The following is a 12,455-nucleotide window of genomic DNA, read 5'->3' on the forward strand; positions in this document are numbered from 1 at the left end:
GCTTCTCCCCTCGTCATCTTCTTGTTGACTTTGGGGCTGCGCGGGATGACCCGCGCAGCCCTTTGATGCTTGGTTCACGAAGCCGTTCAGGCGTCGTCGGTATTGCCGTCTTCGCCAAACGACGTGTTGGTCATCGACCCGCCGACAACCGTCATGTCGATCGCGTTCTGCTGCAGGTTGGCACCCATGACGATCGACTGGTTGAAGGCACTGGTGTCGATCAGGGCGTCAGCGGAGGCGCTGCTCGTGCCGGTGACGTAGCCGTCATCGCCATTGTCCGAGCCCCACGTTCCACCTGCCCCGCCGTAGCCGCCTGCACCCGTCGTCGCCGTGCCGCCGGCACCACCGGCACCACCGGCACCGCCTAGCGCCCAGCCGCCATAGCCGGCACCGCCAGCTCCGTCAGCCCAGGCGCCGCTGAGCGCAGCACCGCCGTCGCCACCTTCTGCCCAGGCATGGCCGCCATTCCCGGCGCCACCATTGGCCGCACCGCTCGTTGCAGCGCCACCGGTCCCGCCGCCGCCATTGCCGCCGGCACCGCCGACTGCCCAGCCTGCGCCGCCGCCATTGCCTGCGCCGTAGCCTGCGCCGAGGGCAGCACCACCGTCCCCGCCGTCACCGGCATCCGTAGCCGCGCCGCCGGCACCACCGCCGCCGCCGCCGCCACCGCCACCGCCACCGCCGGTGCCCTGGTTGCCGCCATTGCCGGCAGCACCGGTATCACCACCGATGTTCAGGATCGGGATCTTGGCGAACATGGCATCGACGCCGTCGCCAGCGGTCGCGGAACCGCCATTGCCGGAGTTGTTGACGTCGCCGCCGTCACCGCCGCCGCCGCCATTACCGCCATTGCCGCCATTGCCGGCGTCATTGTTGCCGCCTGCAGCGCCAGCTCCGCCGGCCGCAAGTCCTGCACCGAGGCCTACGCCCAGTCCGAGACCGACGCCGTAAGCAGTACCGCCGGCAGCGCCATCGCCGCCGCGGCCCTTGCCGCCGTCGGCATAGCCGGACGTGCCGTCGCCGCCGTCACCGTTGCCACCACTCGCCGAGCCGCCGCTGCCATTGCCGCCGAAGGCCTTGCTGAACGCCAGACCGCCAGTGCCATCGCCGCCATCGCCCTTGCCGCCATCGGCGTAGCCGCCTTCGGCGCCATCGCCGCCATTGGCCTTGGCCGTTCCGCCACCGCCACCGCCACCGCCACCGGCATCAATGCCGTCATCGGCGGTCGCGGTGCCACCCGTGGCGCTTCCGTTCTGCTGGAATTGCCCGTTGTTCTGCAGGTTGGCATTGTTGAGATGGTCGTTGTCGGAGATGTGCGCGTTCTGGGTGATGACGTTACCGACATCGGTACCGCCGCCCTGGAACGCGTTGTTCATGACGTTGTCGATTTCAGTCGCGAAGAGACCGTCGATGTTCGAATTGTCGATATCGACGAAGTCGTCATCGGTCGGCATGTAGTCTTCGAGGCCGAGATTTGCGGTCACGTCGACGGTCACGGTCGTCGTGCTGGTATTCGAGTTCGTATTGGAATTCGTGTTGGTGTTTTCGGAATCGTTCTTGTTGTGGTTCAGGTTGCCGTTCAGGTTGGCACTGAGGTTGCCGTTCAGGTTCGCATTGCCATTGCCATTGTGGTTCTCGTTATGGCCGATGCTTGCCGACAACGCGCCGGCACCTGCCAGAGCGCCCGCTCCGGCACCCGAATAGGCTTCGGATTCGGACGAGCCGTGCTGATACTGCCCCTGGCCCTGTCCCTGAAGCTGGCCCTGGCCTTGTCCCTGATGCTGGTCTTGATCCTGATCCTGATCCTGGTTGTTCTTCTTCCACCAATGCGGTCGATCCATGGTTACCATTACCCTGTCCTCCGTTGAGGACGCTTAGGCTTGACCGCCATACATCTAATTGGAGTCTTCACCCGGCGTCCGTTGATTTTGCAGGCACTTCGCGCGGTACGCAGAACATGCGCGAGACGATCGGCGGGTCAAAATCTCGAGAACACGCTACCCATATCGAGACGACACGATACAGCAGACCAGCGATCAACTATCGAAGTGTGCTTCGACAGACAGACGTCGGTAAGATGACACATCGGTCTAAATCTTTGCGACATCCTACTGGAACACGCGTTAATCATACCTGTTCAGCATTTTGCGTGTTAAATACGGGATGCGATTTCTATAACTTGTTAATCGTCTAAATTAACGCAATCACGACGTTTTCATCTCGTTGGTAGGCCGTCAAACTATTATAGACCGTTCAGTCTATTCCGAATTCATGGCATGTCGGTTACGATACGTTAACTAAGGGCTAGTCACGCAAGCGAATGACTTAGTCCTAACGAGGCGGGCGAACCGTCAGTGGCGTAATGAGGGGGTATCGGCTATGCTTAGCGGTCGAAACGGTGAAGTGCGTCTGAATGCTTCCGAAAGCCGTTCGGAAGACTTGTTTCCATCTCAACGGACCGGTGCGCGCGAACGTGCACTTCTTGTGGTCGCCTCGGCAGGCGTCGTCTCGAACGCCCTCCTGGCCGCCATCGAGTGCGAGTTCCGCTTCCTGCGCGTCCACATCGTGCCCGATCTCAACGAAGCCTGCACGTCGCTTGTCGCCAATGTCGACCTCGTGCTCATCGAGCGCAGCCTGATCGGCGGCCTCGCCTATCATTACGGCGATCTTTCCGCATGGCATCCCAAGGCCATGTTCGCCGTACTGGCCGATCCGAACGAGAACCAGGACGGCCGGCTCGCAAATCTCGTCGAGCAGCGAATGGTTCAGGGCGTCGTGCCAACCAACAGCAACCTCGATATTTTACTTTCGATCTTGCGTATATTGTTGAGTGGCGGAGAATATGTGCCATCGGTCGTGTTTCGATCGCACCTGGCCGACAGCGGCCAGGCCGCGCGAACAAAGAGAGATGGGGCAATGAGCGAACTGACGGCGCGCGAATGGCAGATCCTCGGCCACGTGGCCAAGGGCAGCCAGAACAAGATCATCGCCAATGATCTTGGCCTGTCCGAGCACACGGTCAAGATTCACATCCACAACATCATCAACAAGCTTGGCGTCCACAACAGGACCGAGGCCGCAGCGATCTACTTCGCGCGTCAGGTCGCAGGTCCGAACGGCTCCGACGGGCACAGGCCATCGCAGAATTGACGAAATGTCCGCCAATCGACTGAAGGACATTCTGCTTCTCGTCGGCCAGCTCAACTATACGTGGACGAATACCGAGAGCCTTCTCATCCACATGATCGCGGGCCTTGCCAAGGTCGACAAGGAAACCGCGATCATCATCTTCCTGACCTTGAACACGACGCGCGCGCGCACCGATCTCGTCGAGCGGCTCGCCAAGATGCACGCAACGCCGGCCGATTGCCGCAAGGACGTGCTCGACGCCACCCGCCGGCTATCGGCCGAGGCCCGGCTCCGCAACAAGTACAATCACTGCATCTATTCGTTCGACGAGGAAGGCGCGCCGTCGATGACCCAGCTCATGCGGATCGTCGACGGCAAGGACGAGGTGCGCTACGGCAAGGCCGAGATTCTCGACGATGCCGAATTGCAGCGCATTTCGGACAGCATCGCCTCGCTCACCAACATAAACCGCGATATCTGGCGGATCACCGACCGCTACAGTTTCCCGACCTGACCCGCGCGGATCGATCGTCCAGGAGCTGCTGCGTCAGGCGCCGGCGGCGACGATGCGCTCCCACTTGCCGTGGGTCGTCTGCGACTGCCGGGCGAAGAAATTGTAGCGCACGCTGGTCCAGTCGCGCAGGGCGTCGGTTCGGTTGTCGAGGATGATGTCGCCGCGGTCCGTGCTGGCCGTGAGAACGACATGCCCCTCCCCGCCCACGGTGACGACCGTCAGCAGCAAGGTCGAGGCGGGCCAGCCGCGCTTCATAAGTTCCTTTTTCTTCAGGATCGCGAAATCCTCGCAGTCGCCGGCGGTGCTGGGAACGCCCCAGATATCTTCCTGGCCGTGCTTTTCCATATCGCTGACTTCGCGAATCTGCCGGTTCACCAGCAGATTGACCTCGCGCAATTCCCGCTGGCGGGCGGGTGTCATCATCATCTTGCGCATATTGCCCGTCGACGCGCACAAATCGGGCCGTTCGGCGCAGAACGCGTAAAAGGCCGGCGGGGCGAAGGCAGGGCCGGAGCCGGCCATGAGTTGCGGCTCGGCCGCGAAGGCAACCGGCGCAATGGCAGCGGTGGAGGAGATCGACGCCGTCGTCTGCGTGCAGGAGGCAACCGCGACTGCCAGGAAAGGTAGAACGAGCACTCTCAGCATGACGAATATTCTCCGATGCCAATCGTACTATTTAGGCCAAAGTCGTTAATCAATAGTTAATACGTCCAGGTTCACAGGTTTAAAGCAGGTGTCATACTTCGCTTGACTTGGGGGCAAAGTAACAGTCAGCCCCAGAATCCCCATCGACGGGAGGGGCGGAGATGTTGCGTAAAAGAACTCTTGCACTCACACAGACAATCGCAGTCGGCGCTGCCGCCTTGGTCGGCGGTTCTGCTGCGGCCACTGCTCAGGAAGCGCGCCCGATTTTGTCCGCGGCTATCTGTCAGCCGATGACCGAGGCAAACTACGTGCTGTGCTGCATCGCTGCAAATCGCGATTCGTTACTGACGCGCGCCCAACGCGAGCAATGCCCGCCTCTGACCACCGCGCTGATCCGCTCGGTGCTGAGCAACGAAGGCGCGGGCTTCCCGGTTGGCTTCGCGCCCGGTGAAGGCAGCGGCGGCTCGGGCGGCTCTGGTGGTGGCTCAGGCGGCGGCTCCGGCGGTGGCGGTGGTTCCGGTGGTGGCGGCTCTGGCGGTGGTGGCTCTGGTGGCGGCGGCTCCGGTGGGGGTGGCTCCGGCGGTGGTGGCTCTGGTGGCGGCGGCTCTGGTGGCGGTGGTTCCGGCGGCGGTGGCTCTGGTGGCGGTGGCTCTGGCGGCGGTGGCGGCTCTGGCGGAGGTGGTTCCGGTGGTGGCGGTTCAGGCGGCGGCTCCGGTGGTGGTGGCGGCTCCGTGGCGGCTCCGGTGGTGGTCCGGTGGTGGTGGCGGCTCCGGTGGTGGCGGTGGCTCCGCCGGTGGTAGCGACGCCGGTGGTGGTTCAGGCGGAAGCGGCGGTGACGGCGGAAGTGGCGGCGATGCTGGCAGCGGTGACGGCGGCGGCGATGGTGGTGGCGGAGCAGGCGGCGGCGACGGCGGAAGCGGTGGTGACGGCGGCGGCGGCGGTGCGGGTGGCAGTGGTGGTGCCGGCGGTGCCGGTGGCTGAAAACGCATGACCTGACCGGACGAATTTTTTCAGTATGCTGGAGGCGCCGGGCGTGGATCGTTCGGCGCCTCCTCGCGTTTCGGAACGGACATGCCATTTCCTGAAGCCTATCGCCCCTCCACCGCGCACGCCGACCTTGGCGCCGAGTTCTTCGACGAGGTTGCTGCCGCAAAGTTTCCGGACCACGTCGTCCGGTATCGCAATCAGGACTGGGCACGCCGCGTCGGACTGGATGGCTTGTCGAACCCCGATTGGGCCGATCATTTCGGACGTTTCGCGCCTTTACCCGGCAGTTTTCCCGAGCCTCTGGCGCTGCGATACCACGGCCACCAGTTCCGCTCGTACAACCCGGATCTGGGCGACGGCCGGGGCTTTCTCTTCGCCCAGCTCCACGACGATACCGGCCGCCTTCTCGATCTTGGCACGAAAGGTTCCGGGACGACGCCCTGGTCGCGCGGCGGCGACGGGCGGCTGACGCTCAAGGGCGGAGTGCGCGAGGTTCTGGCGACGGAGATGCTGGAAGCGCTCGGCGTCGACACGTCGAAGAGCTTCAGCCTCATCGAAACCGGCGAGGCGCTGGCGCGAAACGACGAGCCCTCGCCCACGCGCTCGGCCGTCCTGGTGCGGCTCAGCCACTCGCACATTCGGATCGGCACGTTCCAGCGGCTGCGCTTCCTCGACAAGACCGAGGAAATTTCCCGGCTCATCGATCATTCGATTTCGCATTACCTGCACGAGGTCGGCGCCAGGCTCGATCCGGGCCGTGCGCTGGCCTTTCTCGACGCGGTCGGCCGCCGGTTGGCGAAGACGACCGCCGCCTGGATGGTCGCGGGTTTCGTCCATGGCGTCCTCAACACCGACAACATCAACATCACCGGCGAAAGCTTCGACTACGGTCCGTGGCGATTCCTGCCAACGCTCGATCCCGCCTTCACCGCCGCCTATTTCGACCAGACCGGCCTTTACGCCTTCGGCCGCCAGCCCGACACGATGTTCTGGAACCTCACGCGGCTGGCCGAATGCCTGCTCGACTTCGCGCCGCAGACCGATCTGGAGATAGTCCTGCGGGCCTTCCCGGCGCTCGTGCAGGAAGAATTCCGCAGCGCCTTTCTCAAACGCCTCGGCGTGACGAGCGCCGGGCTCGAGGCGGACAACCAGCTCGTCGCCGCCGGCTGGCGCTTTCTCGCCGTCTCGCAAATGCCCTTCGAGCGCTTTTTCTTCGACATGTTCGGCGGATTGCGGTCGGGGCGCACGCTGCCCGGGGGCGAACCTTATTCCGGCGAGGCATTCGACACGTTCCGGCAGGCATTCGAGCCGTTTTCCGCGCAGGCCGGGCTCGATTTCGCTCATCCCTATTTCAAGCGCTCCCAGCCCTGCACGATGCTGATCGACGACGTGGAAGCGATCTGGGCTCCCATCGCCGAAGCCGACGACTGGTCGGCATTCGCGACGAAGATCGCCGATATCCGCCAGATGGGCGATGCGCTCCAGTTGAGACTTCGCTGAAGGTCAGTTGGAGACGGTCAAATCGGGGCAGACGGATGCCTCCCGTATCAATTTGGCACATGGCGGCTGGCCGGACGGGCGTTTGTCGTCGGCACGCCGCTTGCAGAGCTTCTCCCAACGGGAGAACGCTCATGTGGATTCAACTTACCGAAGTCAACGGACAGCCGATCGCTCTCAACACCGAGCATGTCGCGAGCGTTCAGGCCTATGGCGAGCGCACCAAGATCACGCATGTCGGCGGACAGGCCATCGTCGCCGAGAAGGTCGATCTGGTGCTGGCCGCTCTCGGGCTGCGGCCCCTCGAAATGGACGATCGCCGCGATCCGGACCAACCGCTTCACTCATAAATTGTCGCGCCATGTCAGCGATGCGGCAGTCGTGCCGGTCGGCCGGTATTCGGCACCGACCCAGCCCGAATAGCCCGACGCATCGATGGCTGCGAACAAAGAGCGGTGGTTGATTTCACCGGTTCCCGGTTCGTGACGGCCGGGCGTATCGGCGAACTGCACATGGGCAATTCGCGGCAAGGCCGCGCGGAACCCTCCGATGAGGTCGCCCTCGACGATCTGCCGGTGATAGAAGTCGAACTGAACCGCAAGGTTCCGGCGCGACGCGGCGTCGATCGCATCGATCGCGTCGGCGGTGCGCTGAACGAGGTAGCGCGGCACGTCGCGTCCGTTGCAAGGCTCCGCCATCACCGTAACGCCAAGCGGGGCGAAGCGGTCGGCGGCGAGTTGGAGGTTGCCGACCAAGGTTGCAAAGGCTGCATCCCGCGCCACGCCTTCCGACACGCGCCCGGACAGAACGTTCACGCGTTTCACGCCGAGAACGAACGCATAGTCGGCGGCCTCTTCGACTGCGCGCGCAAATGCTTTCTCGCGGCCCGGCACACAGGCCAAACCATCGCCGCCAGACGTGAGGTCGCCGGCGGGCACGTTGATCAGCACGATCTCGACACCGGCGCGACGCGCGGCCTTTGCCAACGCATCGGCAGGGAAATCATACGGAAACTGGATGTCCACGCCTGCAAAGCCCAGATCCGCTGCCGCCTGGAACCGATCCAGGAATGCGAATTCGTGGAGCATCATGGAAACGTTGATCGAAAAGCGCGGCATCGGTCGCGTCCGGCTACTGGAAGCCGCCATCGACACCGATGAACTGACCGGTGATCGACCGCGCGGCGTCTGAGGCGAGGAACAGGATCGTCGCCGCGATCTCCTCGGGCTCGATGAAGGATCGCGTCGCCTGGCGGCCGAGATAGTGCGCCTCGGCATCCTTCACATCCATCGCGTTCGCGCGCGCATATTCGGACACGACGCTTTCGATCCGCTCGCCGCGCACCGACGCCGGCAATATCGCATTGACGCGGATGCCCATCTGGCCGACCTCATGGGCCAGCGAGCCGGTGAACCCGAGCACCGCCCATTTGGTAGCCGCGTAGACCGCGCGGTTCGGATAGGCGATCTTCGCCGCGACCGAGGCCATGTTGACGATCACGCCGCTCTTCTGCGCGATCATGCCCGGCAGCACCGCGCGCGCGGCGACGAAATGGCTGGTGATGTTGATGTCGACCGCGCGCTTCCATTCGTCCACCGGCGTCTCCACGACCGGCAGGGTCGGCCCCGCGACGCCGGCATTGTTGACGAGGAGATCGACGGTCGCAAAGCGCGCGAACAGCGTTTCGATTGCAGCAGCATCGCCCATGTCGCAGGCATGGAATGTGGCGCCGGTTCCGGCAGCGGTCTCCTCGCCGGCCTGCAAATTGACGTCGGTGATCGCGACATCGTACCCGGCCTTGACCAGTTCCCGCGCCACGACGGCGCCGATGCCGGAGCCGCCGGCGGTGACGACGGCGAATTTGCGTTTGTCGTTCATATCATCTCGCAAGCTGGGGAAGGATCAGGATGATGGCCGGAAACGCGATCATCAGCGCAAGGCGCAATATGTCCGCCGCGACGAAAGGCATGATGCCCCGATAGATCTTGCCGAGGCTGATATTGCCGATCGTGCTCTTCAAAATGAAGAGGTTCAGGCCGACCGGCGGCGTGATCAGCGACAGTTCCGTCACCATTACCACGATGATGCCGAACCAGATCGGGTCGTAGCCGAGCGACATGACCAGCGGAAAGAAGATCGGCACCGTCAGCAGCACCATCGAAAGCGACTCGAGGAAGCAGCCGAGCACGATATAGATGGCCATCAGAAAAATGATCACGCCGAGCGGCGACAGGCCATAGCCGGCGACGAGTTGCTGCAAGGCCGAGGGCAGGCCCGCCAGATTGACGAAATTTGAAAAGAGAAGCGCACCGACAAGCAGGATGAACAGGATCGCGGTCATCCGCGCGGTCGCGACGACGCATTCCAGGAATATGGCCGGCGTCAGCACGCGCCGCCACAGACAGAACAGGAATGCGCCGAAAGCGCCGACGCCTGCCGCCTCCGTCGGCGTGAAGACGCCCAGATAGATGCCCCCGATGATGAGGATGAACAGCAGCAGGATCGGCCCGACCGAGGTCAGCCGCGCAAAGCGCTCGCGCATGGCAACGCGTTCGGTGCGCGGGCCTGCCTCGGGCCTGAGGCGCGTCACGACCATGATCGTGCCGATGTAGAAGAGCACCGCGACGAAGCCGGGCAGAACGCCCGCGATGAAGAGGAGCCCGATATCCGTCCCGGTCATGATGCCGTAGAGCACCAGGATGACCGAAGGCGGAATGAGGATGCCGAGCGTTCCGCCGGCTGCGATGGAGCCCGAGGCCAGTTCGTCGGAATAGCCGTAGCGGCGCATCGAGGGCATCGAGACGCGCCCCATCGTGGCCGCGGTCGCGAGAGACGAGCCCGAAACGGCGGCAAATCCGGCGCAGGCGACGATCGTCGCCATTGCCAGCCCGCCGCGCCTGTGGCCCAGAAAGCCATGGCACGCATGGTAGAGATCGCGCGACATTCCGGCACGATCGACCAGCATGCCCATCAGGACGAACATCGGCACGACCGACAATTCGTATCGCATCGTATCGGAAACCGGCACCTGGCCGAGCATTCCCAGCGCCGGCGTCCAGCCGACGACGGCAACGATGCCCGCCGCGCCGACGAGGATCATCGCGAAGGCGAGCGGCATTCCCGCCATCATCAGGCCGAGGAGGCTCGCAAAACCGATCAGCGACGTTTCCCAGACACCCATATTCCGCCGCCGTTATTCGATGGAACTGTTGGCGGCCGGCAGCAATTGCCTGCCGCGCGCAGCATTGATCAGGAAGGCGATGCCTGCCAGCACGACCAGCGCCGCCATGACCTGCGCGAGCAGCCCGAGCGGCACGCGCAGTTCCAGCGTCTGGTCGCCCGTGCGCCAGAGCCGCGCGCCATAGACCCACATGCGCCACCCCATGGCAAAGCAGATCGCCGCACAGACGATTTCGAACAGCCGTACACCGAAGTCCTGCGCCTTTTGCGACATGCGTTCGACGAGGATCGAGATCGTGATGTTTTCACGCGCCGCAGTCGCAAGCGGCAAGCCCGCGAAGATAATCAGCCCCATCAGTATTTCCGTCACTTCGAAGGCGGCGAAGAGGGGCCGGCCGAAGAAGTAGCGGCCGATGACATCGAAGGTGGTGATGAACATCATCGCGGCGACCATGATGCCGGCCGCGACGGAGAATCCCCGAAAGACCCAGGCGACCGGGCCGCGTGCCGCCTGGTCGCCTGGGTGTTCTTCGCTCACGGTACGTTGACCACCTTTTCGGCCTTGTACGCTTCGGCCTGTGCGCGGGCGTATTCAAGGATTTCCTCCGCCGGCAGGCCCTTGGCATTGGCGGCCTCGATCCAGCGCTCCTCCAGCACGGCAAGGCGCGACTTCACTTCCTCGACGTCGGCCTCGGGAATCTCGTTCCAGACCATGTCGTTGGCGTCGAGCGCGGCACGGCCGAGCGTGTCGCCATTGGTCCAGGCCCAGCCTGCCAGCGTCGCGATCGCCATGCCCGAATGTTTCTCGACCGCCGCCTTCTCCTCGTCCGACAGGCCGTCCCATGTCGCCTGGTTGAAAGCGAGCCAGAACGTATCGGTATAGAGGCCTCCGGGAATGCGCGTCGAGCTTGCCACCGAAGGCGTGATCTTGAAGAACTCGATGGATTCGGTCGGGAAGGTGATGCCGTCGGCGACGCCGCGCGACATGGCCTGCTGCGCCTCGGTGGGCGGAAGCTGGACCGGCGTCGCGCCGAGCGTCTGCATGATCTCCCCGGTGACGTTGCCGCCGACGCGGATCTTCTTGCCGGCGAGTTCGGCGAGCGACGTCACTTCCTGCCCTTCGCGCATGAAGATGTAGGGCTCGGAATGCACCCAAAGGCCGACGACCTTGGCGCCATCATGCTCGCCATAATCGGCGCCGTAGCGTTCATAGGTCGCCCACGCGGCGGCCGCACCCGCCCACGGATCGGGCGACATGAAGGGTAGGTCCATGATCTGCGTCATGGTGAAACGGCCAGGATTGTGGCCCGACACGCCGAACCCGACATCGATCGATCCGTCGAGCACCAGGTCGAAATAGGCCGGCGGACGGCCGAGCGCGGTTTCCATGACGTCGAACTGCAGCGAACCGTTGGTCTCGGCCTCGATCGCCGCCGCCCAGGGTTCTACGATGCCCTTGATGATCAGATGGTGCATCGGCAGCCAGTTTCCGACGCGAATGGTCTTCGTCTCCTGCGCGAAACTCGCGCCGGTCGATCCCACGACCGCGATGGCCGCGGCCAGTGTCATGCTCTTCCAATGCAGCATATCCGTTCCCCTTGGGCTTTATCGTTGGACGCTATCATAGAGTTGAATGAGCGCGGTCGCGCAAGCCTCCGACTGCCCGCGCGCCGCCATCTGGCGCAGCAATTCGCGCGCCGTCGAAGCCATCGGCAAGGGCGCGCCCGCCTGACGCGCCGCTTCGCCTGCATTGTCGAGATCCTTCAGCATCGTGTGGATGGCACCGAGTGGCGGCTCGAAGGCGCGGGCGGCCATGCGCGGGGCAAAAAGCTGCAGCGGAATGGAGTCCGCGAAGCCGCCTTTCAGCGCCTCCGGCAGCATCTTCGCATCGACGCCGGCCTCTTCGGCAAGTCGGACCGCCTCGGCGATCGCAGCCAACTGGCAGCCGACGATGATCTGGTTGCAAAGCTTCGTCGTCTGGCCGGCGCCGCTCGGCCCCATATGGGTAAAGCGCTGCGCCATCAGGGCGATCACCGGGCGGACGCGCTCGATCTCGCCCGCCTCGCCGCCGGCCATGATGGCGAGCGTGCCGTCCCGGGCGCCGGGAACGCCGCCCGACACAGGCGCATCGATCCAGCCCATACCGGCTTCCTCGCGCAAGCGGGCGGCGAAGCGGCGCGTCGAATCCGGGTCCATCGACGAGAAATCGACGAGGATGGAGCCGGGTCGTACCGCACCCGCGATTCCGTTTTCGCCGAAGACGACATGTTCGACCGCCTTCGTGTCGGTCAGGCACATCATGACGATATCGCATCGGCCCGCGAGATCGCTGGCGCTTTTCGCTTCGACGGCCCCTGCTTCGACGACGCCGCGCAATTTCTCGCGGCTGCGGTTCCAGACCGCCACGCTGCGCCCTGCCTTCAAAAGGCGCATGGTCATCGGCTCGCCCATCAGGCCGATGCCGATATAGCCGAGTTCCAAATCCTCCCCCTCCCCGGTCATG

The 12,455-nt window shown here is 64.1% G+C and carries 13 protein-coding genes; 5 read left to right on the plus strand and 8 right to left on the minus strand.

The window, feature by feature from the left end; genetic code table 11:
- Nucleotides 1-86 precede the first annotated feature (86 nt).
- Nucleotides 87-1,850, minus strand: coding sequence for a hypothetical protein (locus ALII_RS22645; RefSeq protein WP_024586383.1), 1,764 nt, complete (start codon nucleotides 1,848-1,850; stop codon nucleotides 87-89).
- A 634-nt stretch (nucleotides 1,851-2,484) separates the two neighbouring features.
- Between ALII_RS22645 and ALII_RS0105820 the strand changes: the two genes are divergently transcribed.
- Nucleotides 2,485-3,150, plus strand: a complete 666-nt coding sequence (locus ALII_RS0105820; protein ID WP_024586384.1) for a response regulator transcription factor — start codon at nucleotides 2,485-2,487, stop codon at nucleotides 3,148-3,150.
- Nucleotides 3,151-3,154: 4 nt separating this feature from the next.
- Nucleotides 3,155-3,643, plus strand: a complete 489-nt coding sequence (locus tag ALII_RS0105825; RefSeq protein WP_024586385.1) for a hypothetical protein — start codon at nucleotides 3,155-3,157, stop codon at nucleotides 3,641-3,643.
- A gap of 33 nt (nucleotides 3,644-3,676) precedes the next feature.
- On the opposite strand, the gene ALII_RS0105830 is transcribed toward ALII_RS0105825, so the two are convergent.
- The gene (locus tag ALII_RS0105830) at nucleotides 3,677-4,288 is read right to left on the minus strand and encodes a transglutaminase-like cysteine peptidase (RefSeq protein WP_024586386.1); all 612 of its coding nucleotides are present in this window, start codon (nucleotides 4,286-4,288) and stop codon (nucleotides 3,677-3,679) included.
- A gap of 793 nt (nucleotides 4,289-5,081) precedes the next feature.
- On the opposite strand from ALII_RS0105830, the gene ALII_RS22300 reads away from it, so the two are divergent.
- From ALII_RS22300 to ALII_RS0105845, 3 genes are all read left to right on the plus strand, one after another.
- The gene (locus ALII_RS22300) at nucleotides 5,082-5,279 is read left to right on the plus strand and encodes a hypothetical protein (RefSeq protein ID WP_161632239.1); all 198 of its coding nucleotides are present in this window, start codon (nucleotides 5,082-5,084) and stop codon (nucleotides 5,277-5,279) included.
- Between the two features lie 80 nt (nucleotides 5,280-5,359).
- Nucleotides 5,360-6,775, plus strand: a complete 1,416-nt coding sequence (locus ALII_RS0105840; protein WP_024586388.1) for a protein adenylyltransferase SelO — start codon at nucleotides 5,360-5,362, stop codon at nucleotides 6,773-6,775.
- 131 nt (nucleotides 6,776-6,906) lie between these two features.
- Nucleotides 6,907-7,122, plus strand: coding sequence for a flagellar FlbD family protein (locus tag ALII_RS0105845; RefSeq protein ID WP_024586389.1), 216 nt, complete (start codon nucleotides 6,907-6,909; stop codon nucleotides 7,120-7,122).
- Here ALII_RS0105845 and ALII_RS0105850 read toward each other — a convergent pair.
- From ALII_RS0105850 to ALII_RS0105875, 6 genes are read right to left on the minus strand one after another with little or no spacing between them, the layout of a single operon-like run.
- Nucleotides 7,117-7,890: a TIM barrel protein gene (locus ALII_RS0105850; protein WP_024586390.1), complete on the minus strand. Its 774-nt coding sequence runs from the start codon at nucleotides 7,888-7,890 to the stop codon at nucleotides 7,117-7,119. The genes ALII_RS0105845 and ALII_RS0105850 overlap by 6 nt on opposite strands.
- A 13-nt stretch (nucleotides 7,891-7,903) precedes the next feature.
- Nucleotides 7,904-8,650, minus strand: coding sequence for an SDR family oxidoreductase (locus ALII_RS0105855; protein ID WP_024586391.1), 747 nt, complete (start codon nucleotides 8,648-8,650; stop codon nucleotides 7,904-7,906).
- Between the two features lies 1 nt (nucleotide 8,651).
- Complete coding sequence (locus tag ALII_RS0105860) at nucleotides 8,652-9,953, minus strand: TRAP transporter large permease (RefSeq protein ID WP_024586392.1); 1,302 nt, start codon at nucleotides 9,951-9,953, stop codon at nucleotides 8,652-8,654.
- 12 nt (nucleotides 9,954-9,965) lie between these two features.
- On the minus strand, nucleotides 9,966-10,490 hold the full coding sequence (locus ALII_RS0105865; protein ID WP_024586393.1) for a TRAP transporter small permease: 525 nt from the start codon (nucleotides 10,488-10,490) through the stop codon (nucleotides 9,966-9,968).
- Nucleotides 10,487-11,539 (minus strand): TRAP transporter substrate-binding protein, encoded by a 1,053-nt coding sequence (locus ALII_RS0105870; RefSeq protein ID WP_081718905.1) that lies wholly within the window; start codon nucleotides 11,537-11,539, stop codon nucleotides 10,487-10,489. Before ALII_RS0105870 ends, ALII_RS0105865 begins: the two co-directional genes overlap by 4 nt.
- An 18-nt stretch (nucleotides 11,540-11,557) precedes the next feature.
- Nucleotides 11,558-12,454, minus strand: a complete 897-nt coding sequence (locus tag ALII_RS0105875) for an NAD(P)-dependent oxidoreductase (RefSeq protein WP_029660251.1) — start codon at nucleotides 12,452-12,454, stop codon at nucleotides 11,558-11,560.
- Between the last annotated feature and the right edge of the window lies 1 nt (nucleotide 12,455).

Origin of the sequence: Aliihoeflea sp. 2WW (assembly GCF_000497755.1) — a bacterium.
Classification (GTDB): Bacteria; Pseudomonadota; Alphaproteobacteria; order Rhizobiales; family Rhizobiaceae; genus Aliihoeflea.

Coding starts and splice junctions, on each gene's coding strand:
- ALII_RS22645 (WP_024586383.1), bottom strand. CDS start 1,850: ATGGTAACCATGGATCGACCGCATTGGTGGAAGAAGAACAACCAGGAT.
- ALII_RS0105825 (WP_024586385.1), top strand. CDS start 3,155: ATGTCCGCCAATCGACTGAAGGACATTCTGCTTCTCGTCGGCCAGCTC.
- ALII_RS0105830 (WP_024586386.1), bottom strand. CDS start 4,288: ATGCTGAGAGTGCTCGTTCTACCTTTCCTGGCAGTCGCGGTTGCCTCC.
- ALII_RS0105840 (WP_024586388.1), top strand. CDS start 5,360: ATGCCATTTCCTGAAGCCTATCGCCCCTCCACCGCGCACGCCGACCTT.
- ALII_RS0105845 (WP_024586389.1), top strand. CDS start 6,907: ATGTGGATTCAACTTACCGAAGTCAACGGACAGCCGATCGCTCTCAAC.
- ALII_RS0105850 (WP_024586390.1), bottom strand. CDS start 7,890: ATGCCGCGCTTTTCGATCAACGTTTCCATGATGCTCCACGAATTCGCA.
- ALII_RS0105855 (WP_024586391.1), bottom strand. CDS start 8,650: ATGAACGACAAACGCAAATTCGCCGTCGTCACCGCCGGCGGCTCCGGC.
- ALII_RS0105860 (WP_024586392.1), bottom strand. CDS start 9,953: ATGGGTGTCTGGGAAACGTCGCTGATCGGTTTTGCGAGCCTCCTCGGC.
- ALII_RS0105870 (WP_081718905.1), bottom strand. CDS start 11,539: ATGCTGCATTGGAAGAGCATGACACTGGCCGCGGCCATCGCGGTCGTG.
- ALII_RS0105875 (WP_029660251.1), bottom strand. CDS start 12,454: ATGACCGGGGAGGGGGAGGATTTGGAACTCGGCTATATCGGCATCGGC.